17 protein-coding genes and 1 pseudogene are annotated in these 18,144 nt (G+C 68.3%); 13 read left to right on the top strand and 5 right to left on the bottom strand.

Features of this window, described 5'->3' with window-relative positions; translation table 11 throughout:
- Window positions 1-126: 126 nt before the first annotated feature.
- The gene (locus RTX79_RS10815) at window positions 127-1,494 is read right to left on the bottom strand and encodes a helix-turn-helix domain-containing protein (protein WP_312683681.1); all 1,368 of its coding nucleotides are present in this window, start codon (window positions 1,492-1,494) and stop codon (window positions 127-129) included.
- A gap of 111 nt (window positions 1,495-1,605) precedes the next feature.
- On the opposite strand from RTX79_RS10815, the gene RTX79_RS10810 reads away from it, so the two are divergent.
- Genes RTX79_RS10810 through mmsB form a run of 5 tightly spaced genes read left to right on the top strand, consistent with a single transcriptional unit; the run spans window position 1,606 to window position 7,153 of the window.
- A complete protein-coding gene (locus RTX79_RS10810) occupies window positions 1,606-3,111 on the top strand; it encodes a CoA-acylating methylmalonate-semialdehyde dehydrogenase (RefSeq protein ID WP_312683680.1) in 1,506 nt (501 codons plus the stop codon).
- Window positions 3,112-3,127: 16 nt separating this feature from the next.
- Entirely contained in the window at window positions 3,128-4,294 is a 1,167-nt protein-coding gene (locus RTX79_RS10805) for an acyl-CoA dehydrogenase family protein (protein WP_057507563.1), read from the top strand.
- A complete protein-coding gene (locus tag RTX79_RS10800) occupies window positions 4,291-5,088 on the top strand; it encodes an enoyl-CoA hydratase (RefSeq protein ID WP_312683679.1) in 798 nt (265 codons plus the stop codon). Before RTX79_RS10805 ends, RTX79_RS10800 begins: the two co-directional genes overlap by 4 nt.
- The gene (locus tag RTX79_RS10795; RefSeq protein WP_312683678.1) at window positions 5,085-6,266 is read left to right on the top strand and encodes an enoyl-CoA hydratase/isomerase family protein; all 1,182 of its coding nucleotides are present in this window, start codon (window positions 5,085-5,087) and stop codon (window positions 6,264-6,266) included. The genes RTX79_RS10800 and RTX79_RS10795 overlap by 4 nt, the downstream gene beginning before the upstream one ends.
- Window positions 6,263-7,153: a 3-hydroxyisobutyrate dehydrogenase gene (gene mmsB, locus RTX79_RS10790; RefSeq protein WP_312683676.1), complete on the top strand. Its 891-nt coding sequence runs from the start codon at window positions 6,263-6,265 to the stop codon at window positions 7,151-7,153. Before RTX79_RS10795 ends, mmsB begins: the two co-directional genes overlap by 4 nt.
- 118 nt (window positions 7,154-7,271) lie before the next feature.
- Here mmsB and RTX79_RS10785 read toward each other — a convergent pair whose 3' ends face one another.
- A complete protein-coding gene (locus RTX79_RS10785; protein ID WP_042613743.1) occupies window positions 7,272-7,697 on the bottom strand; it encodes an organic hydroperoxide resistance protein in 426 nt (141 codons plus the stop codon).
- A 109-nt stretch (window positions 7,698-7,806) separates the two neighbouring features.
- On the opposite strand from RTX79_RS10785, the gene RTX79_RS10780 reads away from it, so the two are divergent.
- Window positions 7,807-8,631, top strand: coding sequence for an AraC family transcriptional regulator (locus RTX79_RS10780; RefSeq protein ID WP_057507559.1), 825 nt, complete (start codon window positions 7,807-7,809; stop codon window positions 8,629-8,631).
- 32 nt (window positions 8,632-8,663) lie between these two features.
- Here RTX79_RS10780 and RTX79_RS10775 read toward each other — a convergent pair whose 3' ends face one another.
- The gene (locus RTX79_RS10775) at window positions 8,664-9,620 is read right to left on the bottom strand and encodes a cation diffusion facilitator family transporter (protein WP_312683675.1); all 957 of its coding nucleotides are present in this window, start codon (window positions 9,618-9,620) and stop codon (window positions 8,664-8,666) included.
- Window positions 9,621-9,792: 172 nt separating this feature from the next.
- Here RTX79_RS10775 and RTX79_RS10770 point away from each other — a divergent pair, with 172 nt between their 5' ends.
- The 5 genes from RTX79_RS10770 (at window position 9,793) to RTX79_RS10750 (ending at window position 15,248) form a co-directional block, all read left to right on the top strand.
- A complete protein-coding gene (locus RTX79_RS10770; protein ID WP_312683674.1) occupies window positions 9,793-11,259 on the top strand; it encodes a SulP family inorganic anion transporter in 1,467 nt (488 codons plus the stop codon).
- 155 nt (window positions 11,260-11,414) lie between these two features.
- A complete protein-coding gene (dusA, locus tag RTX79_RS10765; RefSeq protein ID WP_312683672.1) occupies window positions 11,415-12,431 on the top strand; it encodes a tRNA dihydrouridine(20/20a) synthase DusA in 1,017 nt (338 codons plus the stop codon).
- A gap of 210 nt (window positions 12,432-12,641) precedes the next feature.
- Entirely contained in the window at window positions 12,642-13,043 is a 402-nt protein-coding gene (locus RTX79_RS10760; RefSeq protein WP_428695993.1) for a hypothetical protein, read from the top strand.
- Window positions 13,044-13,117: 74 nt separating this feature from the next.
- Window positions 13,118-13,801 carry a response regulator transcription factor gene (locus tag RTX79_RS10755; protein ID WP_004136763.1) on the top strand — a complete coding sequence of 228 codons (684 nt, stop codon included), beginning with the start codon at window positions 13,118-13,120 and terminating at the stop codon, window positions 13,799-13,801.
- Window positions 13,802-13,823: 22 nt separating this feature from the next.
- Window positions 13,824-15,248 carry an ATP-binding protein gene (locus tag RTX79_RS10750; RefSeq protein ID WP_057507598.1) on the top strand — a complete coding sequence of 475 codons (1,425 nt, stop codon included), beginning with the start codon at window positions 13,824-13,826 and terminating at the stop codon, window positions 15,246-15,248.
- A 12-nt stretch (window positions 15,249-15,260) separates the two neighbouring features.
- Here the strand turns inward: RTX79_RS10750 and RTX79_RS10745 are convergent.
- Window positions 15,261-16,058, bottom strand: a pseudogene (locus RTX79_RS10745) (zinc-dependent peptidase).
- On the bottom strand, window positions 16,025-16,303 hold the full coding sequence (locus tag RTX79_RS10740; protein ID WP_057507554.1) for a hypothetical protein: 279 nt from the start codon (window positions 16,301-16,303) through the stop codon (window positions 16,025-16,027). The pseudogene RTX79_RS10745 and the gene RTX79_RS10740 overlap by 34 nt, the downstream one beginning before the upstream one ends.
- 131 nt (window positions 16,304-16,434) lie before the next feature.
- On the opposite strand from RTX79_RS10740, the gene birA reads away from it, so the two are divergent.
- Both birA and RTX79_RS10730 read left to right on the top strand, forming a co-directional pair.
- On the top strand, window positions 16,435-17,400 hold the full coding sequence (gene birA, locus RTX79_RS10735) for a bifunctional biotin--[acetyl-CoA-carboxylase] ligase/biotin operon repressor BirA (RefSeq protein WP_312683670.1): 966 nt from the start codon (window positions 16,435-16,437) through the stop codon (window positions 17,398-17,400).
- Window positions 17,397-18,137, top strand: coding sequence for a type III pantothenate kinase (locus RTX79_RS10730; RefSeq protein ID WP_057507552.1), 741 nt, complete (start codon window positions 17,397-17,399; stop codon window positions 18,135-18,137). The genes birA and RTX79_RS10730 overlap by 4 nt, the downstream gene beginning before the upstream one ends.
- The last annotated feature ends 7 nt before the right edge of the window (window positions 18,138-18,144 follow it).

Genomic DNA, 18,144 nt, shown 5'->3' with positions numbered 1-18,144 from the left:
GCTGGCCGTCATTCCCGTTGGACGGCCAACGGCCGTCACTACCGGTCGCGTCATTCCCGCCGGGACGGGGTCAGATTCCAGCCGGACGGCCAGCGGCCGTCCCTAGCGCGCAATGGCCGGGCGCGCTCAGCGCCCCGGCAACTGCACGAACGCGCGCTGCATGCAGTCTTCGCGCGGGCATACACGGCAGCCGGGGCCGATCGACACCGAATTGCCCGGGCTCTGGATATCCAGCCCCCGCGTGTACACCAGCCGCTCGGCGTGCTGCAGGTCGCAGCCCAGCGCCACGGCGAAGGTCTTGCGCGGCTGGCCGTGGCCGACCGGCCCGCTGCTGACCTGCCGTGCCAGCCAGAAATGGCGTCGCCCATCGGGCATGCGCGCGGTCTGGGTGAGGATGCGCCCGGGCTGGTTGAACGCCTCGTACACGATCCACAGCGGACACGAACCGCCGACCTGCGAGAAGTGGAAATCGGTGGCCGAATGCCGCTTGGACACATTGCCGGCGCGGTCCACGCGGATGAAGAAAAACGGCAGGCCCGGTGCACTGCGCCGCGCCAGCGTACTCAAGCGGTGGCAGACCGCTTCGAAGCCCACGCCGAACTGATGGGCCAGCAGTTCGATGTCATAGCCACTGGACTCGGCCGCACGCAGGAACGGGCCGTACGGCATCACCAGCGCGGCGGCGAAGTAGTTGGACAGGCCGATGCGTGCCTGCGCGATACGCTCGTCATCGCGGAAACCGGCCCGTTCGATCACCGCATCCACCTGTTCGGCATGGCCGCGCAACGCCAGTTCGGCCGCCATCTGGAACGCCTGCTGGCCCGGCTCCAGGTAGTCCGGCAGCCACAGCGTGCGTGCGTGGCTGTCCATCACGCGTTTCTCCCGGCCCGCTTGCAGCGGCGCGACTTCGACCATCACCCCGTGGCGGTCGACCAGCAGCTGGCGCAGCCGCGGCGCCATGTGGCCGACGGTCAGGCCCCACTCGGCGAACAGGCGCTCGGCCAACGCATCCAGTTCCGGAATGTGGTTGTGCATGCGGTTGAAAAAATCGCGCACTTGGTCGCCGGCCGGCAGGCTCATCCCGGCGCCGGGCTCACCCAGCTGGAACTCCAGCGCGGCAGCGTGTTCGCGCAGCACCAGATGGCGCCGGTGCAGGTCCAGCAAGGCCTGGCTGACCTGCGGCAGGTTGCCCGCCAGCGCCCGCAGTTCGTTGGCGCTGACATCGGCCAGGCCGAGGTCGCGCAGGGTCTGGCCCAGTGCCTCCTGCAGCGCGGCCGGGCCGCCGGCGTCGAACAGGTCGCCCAGTTCACCCAGCACCGAGCGCAGGCGCTGCTGCACCGCCGGGGTCAACGGCCGCTTGTTGCGCTCGATCTGGTTCAGGTAGCTGGCCGAGACGCCGAGCTGCTGGGCCAGCTGCGCCTGGGTATAGCCGCGCTGCTCGCGCAGCTTGGCCAAGCGAAGGCCGAGCTGGCGTTGGGGTGTCTCGGTATTCACAGGATTAACAAATATCGTCGTTCCGGTTGGCCAGATTAAGCGCAGACAGGCCGGAAATCGAGCGGGCGCCTGTGAATAATGCCAAGCATCCCTGAGACCCACGGTACCGCCATGACTGTTGCAGCGCCCCGTATCCGCCTGTTGATCGATGGCCAGTTCATCGAATCGTCCACCGCCCACTGGCAGGACGTGGTCAACCCGGCCACCCAGGACGTGCTGGCCCAGGTGCCCTTCGCCACCACCAGCGAAGTGGATGACGCGGTAGCCGCGGCCAAGGAAGCCTTCAAGACCTGGCGCAAGACGCCGATCGGCACCCGCGCGCGCATCTTCCTGAAGTACCAGCAGCTGATCCGCGAGAACATGAGCGAGCTGGCGCACACCCTCAGCGCCGAGCAGGGCAAGACCGTGCCGGATGCCGAAGGCGATGTGTTCCGCGGCCTGGAAGTGGTCGAACACGCTGCTGCCATCGGCAACCTGCAGCTGGGCGAGCTGGCCAACAACGTGGCCAATGGCGTGGATACCTACACCCTGATGCAGCCGCTGGGCGTGTGCGCGGGCATCACCCCGTTCAACTTCCCGGCGATGATCCCGCTGTGGATGTTCCCGATGGCCATCGCCACCGGCAACACCTTCGTGCTCAAGCCGTCCGAACAGGACCCGATGGTAACCATGCGGCTGGTCGAACTGGCGCTGGAAGCGGGCATTCCGAAGGGCGTGCTGAACGTCGTGCACGGTGGCGAAGAAGTGGTCAACGCGATCTGCGACCATCCGGACATCAAGGCGGTTTCGTTCGTGGGTTCCACCCGCGTCGGCACCCACGTGTACAACCGCGCCTCGCTGGCCGGCAAGCGCGTGCAGTGCATGATGGGCGCCAAGAACCATGCCGTGGTGCTGCCGGACGCCAACAAGGAACAGACCCTCAACGCGATGGTCGGTGCTGCCTTTGGTGCCGCCGGCCAGCGCTGCATGGCGGCCTCCACCCTGGTGCTGGTCGGCGAAGCACGTTCGTGGGTGCCGGACCTGGTGGCCAAGGCGAAGACGCTGAAGGTCAGCGCCGGCTCGGTTGCCGGTACCGACGTCGGCCCGGTCATTTCCTGCAGCGCCCGCGAGCGCGTGGAAGGGCTGATCGCCTCCGGCCTGGAACAGGGCGCAACGCTGGACCTGGACGGCCGCAATCCGCAGGTGGACGGCTTCGAGAAGGGCAACTTCGTCGGCCCGACGATCTTCTCCGGCGTCACCACCGACATGCGCATCTACCAGGAAGAAATCTTCGGGCCGGTGCTGGTGATCCTGGAAGCGGAAACGCTGGAAGAGGCCATCGCGCTGGTCAACAGCAACCCCAACGGCAACGGCACGGCGGTGTTCACCCAGTCCGGTGCGGCCGCGCGCAAGTTCCAGGAAGACATCGACGTCGGCCAGGTCGGCATCAACGTGCCGATCCCGGTGCCGGTGCCGCTGTTCTCCTTCACCGGTTCGCGGGCGTCCAAGCTGGGTGACCTGGGCCCGTACGGCAAGCAGGTGGTCATGTTCTACACCCAGACCAAGACCATCACCGCGCGCTGGTTCGATGACGAGACGCTCGGCCACGGCGTCAACACCACCATCAGCCTCAAGTAACAACGGAGTTCCAGCCATGAGTAACTCGATGACGACGGAACTCGAAGAAGCGCAGCAGGCCTATCGTGAGGCAGCGCGTGACTTCGCCCAGGCGGAATTGGCGCCACACGCGGCGCGGTGGGATGCGGAGGGCATCTTTCCGCGCGAGGCGATCGCCAAGGCAGGGGAACTCGGGTTCTGTGGCCTGTACATGGATCCCGAGGTCGGTGGCAGCGGCTTGAGCCGACTGGACGCCGCCGTCGTCATCGAGGAACTCGCCAACGTGGATCCGTCCACCGCGGCGTATGTAAGCATCCACAACATGGCCTCGTGGATGGTGTCCACGTGGGGCCAGCAGGCGCTGCGCGCAGCCTGGGGTGCGGACCTGGCGGCCGGCATCAGGCTGGCCTCCTACTGCCTGACCGAACCCGGCGCCGGCTCCGATGCGGCGTCGCTGAAGACCACGGCGGTGCGCGATGGCGATGACTACGTGCTCAACGGTTCCAAGGCCTTCATCTCCGGCGCCGGTGCCACCGAACTGCTGGTGGTGATGGCGCGTACCGGCGGTGCCGGCGCCGGTGGCATCAGCGCGATCGCCGTGCCGGCCGACCTGCCGGGCATCAGCTACGGTCGCAAGGAAGAGAAGATGGGCTGGAACAGCCAGCCGACCCGGGGCATCACCTTCGAGAACGTGCGGGTACCGGTGGGCAACCTGCTGGGCGAAGAGGGCGGCGGCTTCAAGCTGGCCATGAAGGGCCTGGATGGCGGCCGCATCAACATCGCCGCCTGCTCGCTGGGCGCGGCGCAGGGCGCGCTGGATGCTGCACGCCGTTACATGGGCGAACGCCGCCAGTTCGGCAAGGCGCTGGCCGAATTCCAGGCACTGCAGTTCAAGCTGGCCGACATGGCCATCGAACTGGTGGCGGCCCGCCAGATGGTGCATACCGCCGCGCGCAAGCTCGACGCCGGTGCCAGCGATGCCAATGTGTGGTGCGCGATGGCCAAGCGCTTCGCCACCGATGCCGGCTTCACCATCTGCAACGAAGCGCTGCAGATCCACGGCGGCTACGGTTACATCCGCGAGTACCCGATCGAGCGCCTGCTGCGCGACAGCCGCGTGCACCAGATTCTGGAAGGTACCAACGAAATCATGCGGGTGATCGTTGCCCGCCACCTGCTCAACACCGAAGAGGAACTGCGATGAACGATTGGCGCACCCACGATCATGTCGGCCTGAAGGTCGAGGCCGATGGCAACGTCGCGGTCATCACCCTGCACAACCCGCCGGCGCATACCTGGACCGTGCACAGCCTGGCGGCGCTGCGCGACCTGGTCGCCGCGTTGAACGCGGACCGTTCCATCTATGCGCTGGTGATCAGTGGCGATGGCGAGAAGTTCTTCTCCGCCGGCGCCGATCTCAACCAGTTCGCGTCGGGTGACAAGGGTGCTGCGCGTGAAGCCGCGCGTCGTTTCGGCGAAGCCTTCGAGGCGCTGTCCGGCTTCCGTGGCGTGTCCATCGCCGCGATCAACGGCTATGCGATGGGAGGCGGGCTGGAATGCGCGCTGGCATGTGACCTGCGCATCATCGAAGAACATGCCCAGGTGGCGCTGCCGGAGGCCACGGTCGGCCTGCTGCCGTGCGCCGGTGGCACCCAGAACCTGCCGCGCCTGGTCGGCGAGGGCTGGGCCAAGCGGATGATCCTGCTCGGTGAGCGGATCGACGCCGACACCGCCGTGCGCATCGGCCTGGCCGAGCAGAAGGCCGGCAAGGGTGAAGCCAAGGCACTGGCACTGGAATGGGCGAAGAAGGCCGGCAAGCAGAGCCCGACCAGCATCGCCGCCTGCAAGACCCTGGTGCAGTCCACCCGCACCGGCACCCATGCCGCCGCGCTGGTCGCAGAGCGCGAGGCCTTCGTCGACCTGTTCGACAGCGCCGACCAGGTCGAGGGCGTGAGCGCCTTCCTGGAAAAGCGCAGCGCGCAGTGGAAGAACGCATGACCCGGGAAACCGACATCGTGGTCGATGAGGCACCGGTGCTGTTCGAAGAGCGCGTGGCCTCCAATGGCATGCGCATCGGCGTGGCCACGCTCAACGCGCCGCGTACCTTGAACGGCTTTTCGCTGCCGATGGCGCACCTGCTGCTGGAGCGGCTGCAGGCCTGGGCCGACGACGGGCAGATCGCGATGGTGGTGCTGCAGGGCGCCGGAGAAAAGGCCTTCTGCGCCGGCGGCGACCTGCACAGCCTGTACCAGAGCATGCTGGCGTACCGCGCGGCAGGCCATGCGGATGTCCGAGCGAATGCGTATGCCGCAGAGTTCTTCGATGTCGAATACCGCGTGGATTTCCTGATCCACACCTATCCCAAGCCGATCCTGTGCTGGGGCCACGGTATCGTGATGGGCGGTGGCATCGGCCTGATGTCCGGCGCCAGCCATCGCGTGGTCAGCGAACGGTCCAAGCTGGCGTTCCCGGAGATCACCGTCGGCCTGTTCCCGGACGTGGGCGGCAGCTGGCTGCTGCAGCGCGTGCCGGGCAAGGCGGGCCTGTTCCTGGCGCTGACCGGCGCGCTGCTTGGCCCGGGTGATGCGATCCATGCCGACCTGGCCGACCTGCACATCGCCGAAGCACAGCGCGCTGAAGTCTTCGACGCGTTGCTGCAGGCGGATTGGGGCAGCGACCACGAGGCCAACCACGGCCGCCTGGACACCGTCCTGCAGTCCTTCGCCAGCGACGCACCCGCGGGGCCGCTGCAGGCCCATGCGGGATTGCTGGACACGCTGTGCGCCGGCGATGAACTGCCTGCGATCATCGAACGCATCGGTGCCCTGCAGACCGAGGATGCGTGGCTGCAGAACGCGCAGAAGACGCTCGCCGCCGGTGCACCCGGTTCGGCGCGGCTGGCGTTCGAACTGCAGCGCCGCGCCGCCGGCGCGGACCTGGCGACGGTGTACCGGCTGGAGTACGTGACGGCCCTGCACTGCGCCGCGCACGGTGACTTCGCTGAAGGCATCCGCGCGCTGCTGGTCGACAAGGACCGTACCCCGCACTGGAACCCGGCCACGCTGGCTGATGCAAGCGCGGCGTGGGCCGAAGACTTCTTCATTTCCCCGTGGCCGGCCGACCAGCACCCGCTGGCCGACCTTGGCGCCACCGCTGCTGAAAGGACCGTCGCATGAGTCGCATTGCATTCATCGGGCTGGGCAACATGGGCGGTCCGATGGCCGCCAACCTGGCCAAAGCGGGCCACGCCGTGCGCGTGTTCGACCTGGTGCCGGCCGCCGTGCAGGCCGCCGTCGACGCAGGCGCCACCGCGGCCAGCTCCGCGCTGGACACGCTGGCCGATGCCGAAGTGGTGATCTCGATGCTGCCGGCCAGCCGCCACGTCGAAGGCGTGTACCTGGGCGATGACGGGCTGCTGGCCGACATCCCGGGCGGTGCGCTGGTGATCGACTGCAGCACCATCGCCCCGGCCACCGCGCGCAAGGTCGCCGAAGCCGCCGCGGCGCGTGGCCTGCAGATGCTGGACGCCCCGGTTTCCGGCGGTACCGCCGGGGCCACCGCCGGCACGCTGACCTTCATCGTCGGCGGCGAAGAGGACGCGCTGGAACGCGCGCGTCCCTACCTGCAGGCGATGGGCAAGAACATCTTCCACGTGGGCGCCAGCGGCGCCGGCCAGGTCGCCAAGCTGTGCAACAACATGGCGTTGGGCGTGATCATGGCGGTCACCGGTGAATCCATCGCGCTGGGCGTGGCACACGGGCTGGACCCGAAGGTGCTGTCGCAGATGATGGCGGTCAGCACCGGCCGCAGCTGGGCGACCGAAGTATGCAATCCGTGGCCGGGGGTACTGGAAAACGCACCGGCCTCGCGCGGCTACAGCGGCGGCTTCGGCAGCGACCTGATGCTCAAGGACATGGGCCTGGCGGTGGAAGCGGCGATGAGCGTAGGCGCCTCCATCCCGCTGGGTGAGCTGGCGCGCAACCTGTATTCGATGAACCACCAGGCGGGCCGCGGCAAGCTGGATTTCTCCAGCGTGGTGCAGTTGGTGAGCAACGAAAAATAGCCCACGGCCAGCGGATGCTGGCGGGCAGGATGGGGTGGGTGGTGACCTGCGGTTGCTACGCCACCGACAGCGGTGGGATGGGCGGATGCACGGTCACGACCGGCACCCGCCCATTTTTTTACGCCACGATCAGCTTGACGTCGATGTTGCCCTGGGTCGCGTTGGAATAAGGGCAGACGACGTGCGCCTTCTGCACGAGCTCCTCGAGCTGTTCGCGCGGCACGCCCGGGGCGGTGATGGTCAGCTCGGCTTCGATGCCGAAACCGGTCGGGATCTGGCCGATGCCGACCTTGCCGGCCACGGTGGTGTCCGCCGGCAGCGCGACCTTGGCCTGGCCGGCGACGAACTTCAGCGCGCCCAGGAAGCATGCCGAGTAACCGGCAGCGAACAGCTGTTCCGGGTTGGTGCCCGGGCCGCCGGCGCCGCCGAGCTCGCGCGGGGTCGACAGCTGGATGTCCAGCACGTTGTCAGAGGACACAGCGCGGCCTTCGCGGCCGCCGGTTGCGGTGGCCTGGGCGGTGTAGAGAACCTTTTCGATGGACATGGCGGAGTTCCTTGTTGGGGTGGCCGGTCGGCCGGTGAGGTGTACTTTGCGCGCCTTGGCTGGACGTGTGGCAACATGGAGTCCGGAAAACTTGATGGATCGTCCAGCCATGCTTGATCGACTCGAATCCCTGCTCGACCGCTTCCCGGTCAGTGCGCGCCTGCTGCAGGGGGGCCAGGTCGGCGGCCACTGGGTGCCGGCGCAGGCCGCCAGCCAACCGCTGCTGCACCTGCTCAGCCAGGGCGGGGTGGAGCTGGTGGACAGCGATGGCAGCCGCCTGCGCATCGACCAGCCCAGCGTGCTGTTGTACGCCCGGCCGCGCGACCATCATTTCAACATCGATGACGGCTTGCAGGTGCCGCTGGTGACCGCCGGGCTGCGCTTCGAAGCCGGTGAAGGCAGCCCGGTGGCCGATGCGCTGCCGAGCCCGGTCTGCCTGCCGCTGGCCGACCTGCTGGGCAGCAACGCAGTGCTCGGGGTGCTGTTCGAAGAAGCGTTCGCGCAGCGCTGCGGTCGCCAGGCGATGCTGGACCGCCTGTTCGAACTGGTGATCATCCAGGTGCTGCGCACGCTGATGGAAAATGGCCAGATCCAGGTCGGGCTGCTGGCCGGCATGGGCCACCCGCGGCTGCGCCATGCCCTGGTGGCCATGCATGAGCAGCCGGCCGAAGAGTGGTCGCTGCAGGCGCTGGCCGAGCGCGCCGGGATGTCACGCAGCGCCTTCGCCGAAGGCTTCCGCGAGGTCATCGGCAGCACGCCGGGGCAGTACCTGCAGGCCTGGCGGACGCGGTTGGTGCAGCAGGCGCTGCGCCGCGGCCAGCCATTGAAGCGCATCGCCGGCGACGTGGGCTACGGCAGCGAAGCGGCGTTGTCGCGCGCGTTCAAGGCGCAGACCGGGCAGTCCCCACGCGAATGGCGCAGCGCTGCGATGTAACGCCGCGCCGGGCACGGCCCGGCGTCAGCGGGTCACACCGCCCACTCCAGGTCGGTGGTGAACATGATGGTCAGCCAGCGATCCGGCGATTCCTCGCCCAGCAGGTCGCCGATCTCATCGCGCAGCCGGTCCCACTCCGCCAGCGCGCGCGGCGGATCATCGGCACGCACCACGAAGAACAGTTCAATCTGCTCGCCGCGACCGACCTGCGCCACGTAGCTGCGGTAGTCCAGGAAACCGTGGCGGGCCACCACATCACGCGCCACGGTATCCACGTGGCTGCGCAGTTCCTGCGGCGCGACCAGCAGGATGCCGGCGAGTGCCTGGCGCACCGTTCCCAGCGGCGCCACCATCACGAACAGGCAGACCACCGCCAGGATGCCCGGATCGATGTACGGGCCGATCCAGTCCAGTGGCGTGCCACGCACCATTGCCCCGCCGACGAAGGCCAGCAGGTAGCAGGCCGACATGCTGGCGGCGATGATCCAGTTCTTCGCATCCAGGGCGACGAAGTCCGATCCGATGCGCCGGTTGGCGCGCAGCACGAACGCGGCCAGCGTGCCTTCGGCGAGCAGCGAGATCACCCCGAAGGTGATCGCCGGACCCAGCGCGATCAAGCGCCCGCCCGAGGTCAGCGCATCCACGGCATTGACGAAGGCATACAGCGCCGCGCCGATCATCAGCGTCCCGCTGACCCCCAGCACGATCGGCTCCAGGTGCCAGAAGCCCATGGAAAAGCGCTGGTTGAGCCGCGACTGCAGGGTATCGGTATTGGTGGACTGGGCGATCAAGCGCGCCACCAGCAGCGACAGCCAGGTCATGACCACGTCGATCAGGCCGTAGATGCCATCGAAGATGATCAACGAGGAGTTGGCGTACAGCCCGAAGCCCACGGCCATCGCCGCCATCACCAGGGTGCCGGCGATGGACAGGCGCAGCACGCCCTGTTCGGTGCGCGGATCGAAGAAGCGGGGGGCAGCGGAAGCCATGTCGGGATTGTAGCGCCCGGCCCTGGCAGCGCCGAAGGCAGCGGCAGGAGCCGCTGCCCACAGCCGGACGGCCAGCGGCCGTCACTACCTTGCCGCCGTTGGCTGCCGTAGACTTGCGCGCCTACCGCGGCCGCGCATCCGTGGCCCTGCCCGCGGTCACCAGGAACCCCCCATGCAGACCCATTACCCGCTGCGCCAGCAGTGGCTCGGCAACGTCCGTGGCGACGTGTTGTCCGGCATCGTCGTCGCCCTCGCGCTGATCCCCGAAGCGATCGCGTTCTCGCTGATCGCCGGGGTCGACCCCAAGGTCGGCCTGTACGCTTCGTTCTCGATCGCAGTCATCACCGCCATCGCCGGCGGCCGCCCCGGCATGATCTCCGCCGCCACCGGCGCGATGGCCCTGGTGATGGTCGACCTGGTCAAGGACCACGGCCTGCAGTACCTGTTCGCCGCCACCATCCTGACCGGCCTGCTGCAGATCGCCGCCGGCGCGCTGAAGCTCGGTTCACTGATGCGCTTCGTCTCGCGCTCGGTCATCACCGGCTTCGTCAACGCACTGGCCATCCTGATCTTCATGGCGCAACTGCCGGAGCTGGTCGGCCGTGGCCCGATGGTCTACCTGCTGTGCGCCGCCGCGCTGGCGATCATCTACCTGCTGCCGCGCATCACCCGCGCGGTGCCGTCGCCGCTGGTGGCGATCGGCATCCTGACCGCAGTGGTGATCGGCTTCGGCATCGACGTGCGCACCGTGGGCGACATGGGCCAGCTGCCCGACAGCCTGCCTTCGTTCTTCCTGCCCGACGTGCCACTGGACTGGGAAACGCTGCGCATCCTGCTGCCGGTGTCGGCCACGCTGGCGGTGGTGGGGTTGCTGGAATCGATGATGACCCTGCAGATCGTGGAGGACATCACCGATACCCCGAGCGAGCGCAACCGCGAGTGTGCCGGGCAGGGCCTGGCCAATACGGTGACCGGTTTCTTCGGTGGCATGGCCGGTTGCGCGATGATCGGCCAGTCGGTGATCAACGTGACCAGTGGCGGGCGTGGACGCCTGTCCTGCCTGATCGCCGGCACCCTGTTGCTGGTGCTGGTGGTGTACGGCAGCGACCTGGTGCGGCAGATCCCGATGGCCGCGCTGGTGGCGGTGATGATCATGGTCAGCATCGGCACCTTCAGCTGGCGCTCGCTGCGCGACCTGCGCACCCATCCGCGCAGTTCCTCGGCGGTGATGCTGCTGACGGTGGTGGTCACCGTGGCGACCCATGACCTGGCCAAGGGCGTGCTCAGCGGCGTGTTGCTGTCGGCGTTGTTCTTCGCGCGCAAGGTCGGCGGCATGCTCGACGTGCAGCGCGACGAGCCGCAGCCGGGGCTGCAGCGCTATCGCGTCAAAGGCCAGGTGTTCTTTGCTTCGGCCGGGCAGTTCGGCGCGGCATTCGATTACCAGCAGGTGGCACCGCGGGTGGTGATCGACCTGCAGCACGCGCATCTGTGGGACCTGACCGCCGTCGGGGCGCTGGAGCGCGCGGTGGAGAAGCTGCGCGCGCATGGCGCGGCGGTGGAGGTGGCAGGCCTGAACGCCGCCAGCGAAACGCTGATCGAGCGGGTAGGGCGCAACAGCCCCGCAGGCAGCGCGCACTGATCCCTGCCGGTAGTGACGGCCGCTGGCCGTCATGCTGTTGGTGGGTGACAACCGTTGGTCGTCACGCCCGTGCCCACCCGGATCATTCAGCAGACCGGTGTAAACTATTGATCATGCAGGCATTGCCTGCCACCCCGATTCCTCTCCAGCGTCCCATGACCCAGCCTACCGCCACCGCCGCGTCCCGCTACGCCGACTCCCTGCGCCTTTCCGTCGCCCCGATGATGGATTGGACGGACCGCCATTGCCGCGTGTTCCACCGGCTGCTGGCGCCCGGCGCGCGGCTGTACACGGAGATGGTGCACGCCAATGCGGTGATCCACGGCGATCGCCAGCGCCTGCTCGGCTTCGATCCGGGCGAAACGCCGCTGGCCCTGCAGCTGGGCGGCAGCGACCCGGCACTGCTGGCGCAGGCCGCACGCATCGCCCAGGACTGGGGCTATGACGAGGTCAACCTCAACTGCGGCTGTCCCTCCGACCGCGTGCAGGCCGGCCGCTTCGGCGCCTGCCTGATGCGTGAGCCGGCGCTGGTGGCGGACTGCGTGGCCGCGATGGTGGCCGCGGTGGACATCCCGGTGACGGTCAAGTGCCGGCTGGGCGTGGACGATGACAACGAGTACGACGCCTTCGCGGCCTTCGTCGACCAGCAGGTCGCCGCCGGTGCGCCGATGGTGGTGGTGCACGCGCGCAATGCCTGGCTGAAGGGCCTGTCGCCGAAAGAAAACCGCGAAGTGCCGCCGCTGCGCTACGACTGGGCATACCGGCTCAAGCAGGAGCGCCCTGGCCTGCCGGTGGTGCTCAACGGCGGGCTGGCCAGCATCGAAGCGGTGCAGGCCCAGCACGGCAAGGTGGACGGGGTGATGCTGGGTCGTGCGGCCTACCATGACCCCTACCTGCTGCATCAGCTGGAGGCCCTGCAGACCGGCGCCCCGCTGCTGACCCGGCAGGCGCTGCTGCGCGCGCTGCGCCCGTACGTGGAAGCGCGGCTGGCGGAAGGATCGGCGCTCAAGCACATCACCCGGCATATCCTCGGCCTGTTCCACGGGCAACCGGGTGGCCGCGCGTTCCGCCAGATCCTCAGCGAGGGCGCACACCGCCCGGGAGCGGACTGGTCCCTGGTGGAGCAGGCGCTGGCGGCCACCGAACGTGATGGCGGGCGCGAAGCCGCCTGACGCACTGCGCAGCGGGTGCCGCATACGGCCCCGAATGCTGTTAGTATGTTCACTTACCTGAACATAGACATCCAATCTTCAGGAAAGTTCAGACCGGATTCACTGGCAAAAGCCGAAATTTGCAAAAGATTTGTAAAGCCCCGGACCTCGCGTCCGGACGCGGACTTCACAATTTTTGAACGAATTGCCGGCCTCGGCTAGGATCCAATGATGTCCTCCCGTTCTTCCAGCTGCCAGCTTGCCCTCGCCACGGTCGTGGTGCTGGCGGCGTTCGTGCCGCTACATGCCAGCGCGCAGGCGCCGATGCAGGGTCCGATGCAGCAGAACATGGCGCAGCGCCAGCCGATGCGCGAGCGCCCGGACGTGGTGATGCGTGGATCCCAGCGCGGTGATGAGCGCTCCTTGTCCGACGCCGTGCGGCGGGTGCAGCGATCCACCGGTGGACACATCCTGGGTGCCGAGCGGGTGCCGTTCGATGGGCGCGACATCAACCGCGTGAAATACATGGACGAGCGTGGCCGCGTCCGCTACATGGATGATCCCGTGCAGCAGCATTCACAGCCCCGCCCGCCCCGATCGGATATGTCTTCACTACGCGGCGATAACCCCTGAACGGGGATCATTGTCGCATCACACCCGATTTCCACCGGCCCAACCGGCCGACCCCAGCACACTAGGGAGAGTTCATGCGTATCCTTCTGGTCGAAGACGAAGCCCCGCTGCGCGAGACCCTTGCAGCCCGGCTCAAGCGCGAAGGCTTTGCCGTCGATGCGGCGCAGGATGGCGAGGAAGGTCTGTACATGGGCCGCGAAGTGCCGTTCGACGTCGGCATCATCGATCTGGGCCTGCCGAAGATGTCCGGCATGGAGCTGATCAAGGCCCTGCGCGATGAGGGCAAGAAATTCCCGGTCCTGATCCTGACCGCCCGTTCCAGCTGGCAGGACAAGGTCGAAGGCCTCAAGCAGGGCGCCGACGATTACCTGGTCAAGCCGTTCCATGTCGAAGAGCTGCTGGCCCGCGTCAATGCGCTGCTGCGCCGCGCCGCTGGCTGGAGCAAGCCGACCCTGGAATGCGGTCCGGTGGCACTGGACCTGGCGGCACAGACCGTCAGCGTGGCCGGCAGCAACGTCGACCTCACCAGCTACGAGTACAAGGTGCTGGAATACCTGATGATGCACGCCGGTGAACTGGTCTCCAAGGCCGACCTGACCGAGCACATCTACCAGCAGGATTTCGACCGCGACTCGAATGTGCTGGAAGTGTTCATCGGCCGCCTGCGCAAGAAGCTGGATCCGGACGGTGAACTGAAGCCGATCGAGACCGTCCGCGGTCGCGGCTACCGTTTCGCGATCCCGCGCAACGAGGGCTGAGCCTGCTGCAGGCGAGAAGATGATGTCCGGCCGTCTGTGGTTCTTCCGACGCTGGCGGCCGCGCTCCCTGCAGGCGCGCCAGCTGCTGGCTGCGTCCGTGGGCCTGGTGGCGTTCCTTGCGCTGGCCGGCTACGCGCTGGATGCGGCGTTCGCCGATACCGCGCGCGCCAACCTGCGCGAACGCCTGAAGAACTACGCCACCGCCTACGCTGCGGGAAGTGACTTCACCCGCGACCGTTCGCTGTACCTGCGCGAGCAGCCGCCGGATCCCCGCTTCGACGTGCCCGGCAGCGGCCTGTACCTGCAGGTGGTCACCCCGGACGGCAAGGTCAATTCAATGTCCGCCGAAGGGCCGATGCTGCCCAGCCGCGGCGGCGGCCTGCTGGCGCCGCGCCAGGAAGTATTCGAAGGGCCGCTGCCGATCATCCAGATCGACGGCAGCGAGGGCTCGGTGTACCGCTACGGGCTGGGCCTGGTGTGGGATGCCGACGCCGACCCGGCAACCGAATTCCCGTACACCATCTACGTGATGGAAGACTCCGGCGCGCTGGGCGCGCAGCTGCGTGTGTTCCGCGGGCGGGTGTGGTTCTACCTGGGCGGCATCGGCCTGATCCTGCTGTTGCTGCAGACGGTCATCCTGCAGTGGAGCCTGCGCCCGATGCGCCGGGTGATCACCGAGCTGACCCGCGTGCAGCGCGGCGAAAGCGAGCGCATGAGCGAACGCCATCCGCGCGAGCTGGAACCGCTGACCGACAGCATCAATGCCTTCATCGAAAGCGAGCGCGAGAACCTGGAGCGCCAGCGCAACACGTTGGCCGACCTGGCGCACAGCCTGAAGACCCCGATCGCCGTGCTGCGCACGCAGATGGACAGCGGATCCAGCAACGATGCGCTGCGCGAAGAGCTGGACGTGCAGCTGCAGCGCATGAACAACCTGGTCTCCTACCAGCTGGCACGCGCCGCATCGTCCGGGCACAAGCTGTTTTCCGCGCCGCTGCCGATCGAATCCAACGCCGAAGAGATCGTGCGCGGGCTGGAAAAGGTCTACGCCGCCAAGGGCGTGCTGTGCGAGTTCGACATCGATCCGGGGTCGCGCTTCCATGGCGAACCCGGCGACCTGCAGGAACTGCTCGGCAACCTGCTGGAGAACGCCTTCAAGTGGGCCAACCGCCGCGTGCTGCTGACCGCGCAGCCGCAGCCGGCGCCGAACACCCGCCGCCCGGGCCTGCTGCTGGCGGTGGACGACGATGGCCCGGGCATCGCCCCGGAAGATATCGCCAAGGTGCTGCAGCGTGGCGTGCGCGGCGACGAGCGCGTGCAGGGCCACGGCATCGGCCTGTCGATCGTGCAGGACCTGATCAAGGATTACCGCGGTGAACTGCTGGTCGCGCGTTCGTCCGAACTGGGCGGTGCCCGCTTTGAAGTACGGCTGCCGGCCGGTCCGTAACGGTTTCCGGCCCTACCCTGCAGGTAGCTGCCGCGCAGGCGGCTCGCCATAGAAGCGCCGCAGGTGCGCGGCCACCGTCGGCAGCGCCTCGGCCAGTATGTCCGGGGCGGAGAAGTGGTACTCGGTGACCACCGCGAAGAACTCTTCCGGCGCCTCGGCCGCATACGGGTCGATCAGCAGTTCCTCGCCCGCATCCACCTGCACGCAGAACGCATCGTAGGCGCGCTGGAAATCACCGGCCCACTCGCGTTGCCAGGCACGTGGCAGCGGCGGCGTGCCGTCGATCGCGCCATCCAGCGCATCGATCTTGTGCGCCATCTCGTGCACCGCCACGCATTAGCCATCGAACGGCGCCTGCAGGTCGGCCTGGATATCCGCCCACGACAGGATCAACGGACCGCTGTCCCAGCTCTCGCCGATCAGTTCGTCGTCCCACTCGTGCAGCACCCCGGCGGCATCGACATGGCTGCGCTGCACGCGGAACGCGTCCGGGTACAGGATCAGCTGCGACCAGCCGCGCAACCCGGCTTCGCCCACCCCCAGCAGGGGCAGGCAGCACACCGCCGACAGCAGCACGATGTCCTCGTCGCGCAGCACCAGATCGCCGAGCGGGCTGATGGTCTTTTCATGCAGGAAGCGGGTCGCCAGCGTGCGCAGCGCGTCCAGGCGATCGGCGGGCAGGCCCTGCAGCCACGGGATATCGCGGCAGGCCTGCTGCCACAGCGGTTCGGGAATGGGACGGGGGGCTGGCCGCAGCCAGCGCGACAACGCCTGGATCAGCGGAACATACCCGGCAGGAAGCTGTGCCACTTCGGCGCGCGCAGTCGCTGCAGCACGTCATCATCGCCACCGCCGCCGCCACTGCTGGTGGCCTGTGCAGGCACCGGCTTGGGCGTGCTGGGCACCGCGGCGGCGGCGCTGCGCGCGGTCGGCGGGCGTTCGGCATCGGGCGTGGAATAGACACAGTCACCGCGCCCTTCACTGGCCATCACGGTGGACGCGGTGGCAAGCAGCGGGGCCATCAACAGGACCAGGCAATGGGCAGAACAGCGCATCGACGACATCCGTGGTTAAGGGCGGGTGAGTTCCCGATTCTAGCCCGAATCCGGTCGCCTATTGGAAGCCCCTCCCGGCAAGGGCAATTCCTTTGCCGCATACTTTCCCTGTTTATCTGACGGAAGCTGCCGTGGACGACCGCGAACTGCTGGCAAAACTGGCCGCCGGGCCCTTGTCCGGTGATGCCCTGGCACGCGAGCTGGGCCAGACCCGGGCGGCCATCTGGAAGCGCATTCAAGGACTTAGGACAGCCGGCGTAGCGATCGAGGGTCGCGCCGGTGACGGCTACACGCTGTCCCAGCCGGTCGACCTGCTGGACGCTGGCGGCATCCGCGCCGGGCTGCCCGCGGCCGCCGATGCGCTGCTGGACGACCTGCAGGTAACCTGGAGCACGGTGTCCACCAACACCGAATTGTTGCGCTGCAGCGCCCCGCCGCGCGGCAGTCGCGTCCTGCTGGCCGAGCGCCAGACCGGGGGCCGCGGCCGTCGCGGTCGCGACTGGGCCTCGCCGTTGGCCGCACATGTCTACCTTTCGGTGCTGAGGGGCTTCGCCGGTGGGCTGGCCCAGCTGGGCGGGCTGAGCCTGGTGGCCGGCGTGGCGGTGGCCGAAGCCCTGCGCGGGCTCGGCCATGCCCAGGTGCAGCTGAAGTGGCCCAACGACCTGGTGGTGGACGGCCACAAGCTCGGCGGCCTGCTGGTGGAAGGTGGCGGCGAGTTCGCCGGGCCGGCGCGCGCGGTGATCGGCATCGGCCTCAACGTGCACATGCCGCCGGCCTTCGCCGAACGCATCGACCAGCCGTGGACCGACCTGGACCAGCTGGCGGGCGAGCCAGTGCAGCGCAATGCGGTAGCGACCGCGGTGCTGGCCGCGCTGCTGCCGGCGCTGGAGCAGTTCGAAGCCGAGGGCCTGGCCCCGTTCCTGTCGCGCTATGCCGCGCTGGACAGCCTGGCCGGGCGCGAGGTGCGGGTGGAACTGGGAGGCGCCTGGCAGGACGGCCGCGCGCTGGGCCTGGCCGAAGACGGCGCGCTGCGGGTGGAAATCGAAGGCCGCGAGCAGCCTGTGCACGCCGGCGAAGTCAGCGTGAGGGCACGATGAGCGACTGGTTGTTCGACCTGGGGAATTCCCGCTTCAAGTACGCACCGCTGCTGGGCGACCGCGCCGGCGACGTGCAGGCATGGACGCACGGTGCCGAAGACCTGCGCGGGGACGCGCTGCGCACGCTGCCGCAGGGCGGTACCGCCTACGTGGCCAGCGTGGCCGCCGCCGGACTGACGGCCACCATGCTTGAGATCCTGCGCATGCGCTTCCAGCACGTGCACGTGGCCCGCACCGAAGCGGCGTTCGCCGATGTGCGCATCGCCTACGCCACGCCCGCGCGGTTCGGCGTGGATCGTTTCCTGGCGCTGCTGGCGGCGGCGCGCACCCAGCGTCATGTGCTGGTGGCCGGGGTCGGCACCGCGCTGACCATCGACCTGCTGGACGCGCACGGGCAGCACCACGGGGGTCGCATCGCCGCCTCGCCGACCACCATGCGCGAAGCGCTGCATGCACGCGCAGCGCAGTTGCCGGCCAGTGGCGGGCACTACCGCGAGTTCGCCGATGACACCGATGATGCGTTGGCATCCGGCTGCGACGGCGCGGCGATCGCGTTGATCGAACGCAGCCGCGAGCAGGCGCAGCAGCGGCTGCAGGCGCCGGTGGACCTGCTGCTGCACGGCGGCGGCGCACCGGCGCTGCTGCCGCAGCTGCCGGCCGATGCGGGCCACCAGCCGCTGCTGGTGCTGGATGGGCTGGCACGCTGGGCCGTTCACCTGCCGTCGGCGACAGGCTAGGATCGGC

Source organism: Stenotrophomonas chelatiphaga, from assembly GCF_032054965.1.
GTDB classification, from domain to species: Bacteria; Pseudomonadota; Gammaproteobacteria; order Xanthomonadales; family Xanthomonadaceae; genus Stenotrophomonas; species Stenotrophomonas chelatiphaga.
This window is presented reverse-complemented; position numbering and strand designations above follow the sequence as displayed.

What these genes read in the sequence shown, in the direction of transcription:
- RTX79_RS10810 (WP_312683680.1), top strand. Translation starts at nt 1,606, where the DNA reads ATGACTGTTGCAGCGCCCCGTATCCGCCTGTTGATCGATGGCCAGTTC.
- RTX79_RS10805 (WP_057507563.1), top strand. Translation starts at nt 3,128, where the DNA reads ATGAGTAACTCGATGACGACGGAACTCGAAGAAGCGCAGCAGGCCTAT.
- RTX79_RS10800 (WP_312683679.1), top strand. Translation starts at nt 4,291, where the DNA reads ATGAACGATTGGCGCACCCACGATCATGTCGGCCTGAAGGTCGAGGCC.
- RTX79_RS10795 (WP_312683678.1), top strand. Translation starts at nt 5,085, where the DNA reads ATGACCCGGGAAACCGACATCGTGGTCGATGAGGCACCGGTGCTGTTC.
- mmsB (WP_312683676.1), top strand. Translation starts at nt 6,263, where the DNA reads ATGAGTCGCATTGCATTCATCGGGCTGGGCAACATGGGCGGTCCGATG.
- RTX79_RS10785 (WP_042613743.1), bottom strand. Translation starts at nt 7,697, where the DNA reads ATGTCCATCGAAAAGGTTCTCTACACCGCCCAGGCCACCGCAACCGGC.
- RTX79_RS10780 (WP_057507559.1), top strand. Translation starts at nt 7,807, where the DNA reads ATGCTTGATCGACTCGAATCCCTGCTCGACCGCTTCCCGGTCAGTGCG.
- RTX79_RS10775 (WP_312683675.1), bottom strand. Translation starts at nt 9,620, where the DNA reads ATGGCTTCCGCTGCCCCCCGCTTCTTCGATCCGCGCACCGAACAGGGC.
- RTX79_RS10770 (WP_312683674.1), top strand. Translation starts at nt 9,793, where the DNA reads ATGCAGACCCATTACCCGCTGCGCCAGCAGTGGCTCGGCAACGTCCGT.
- dusA (WP_312683672.1), top strand. Translation starts at nt 11,415, where the DNA reads ATGACCCAGCCTACCGCCACCGCCGCGTCCCGCTACGCCGACTCCCTG.
- RTX79_RS10760 (WP_428695993.1), top strand. Translation starts at nt 12,642, where the DNA reads ATGTCCTCCCGTTCTTCCAGCTGCCAGCTTGCCCTCGCCACGGTCGTG.
- RTX79_RS10755 (WP_004136763.1), top strand. Translation starts at nt 13,118, where the DNA reads ATGCGTATCCTTCTGGTCGAAGACGAAGCCCCGCTGCGCGAGACCCTT.
- RTX79_RS10750 (WP_057507598.1), top strand. Translation starts at nt 13,824, where the DNA reads ATGTCCGGCCGTCTGTGGTTCTTCCGACGCTGGCGGCCGCGCTCCCTG.
- RTX79_RS10740 (WP_057507554.1), bottom strand. Translation starts at nt 16,303, where the DNA reads ATGCGCTGTTCTGCCCATTGCCTGGTCCTGTTGATGGCCCCGCTGCTT.
- RTX79_RS10730 (WP_057507552.1), top strand. Translation starts at nt 17,397, where the DNA reads ATGAGCGACTGGTTGTTCGACCTGGGGAATTCCCGCTTCAAGTACGCA.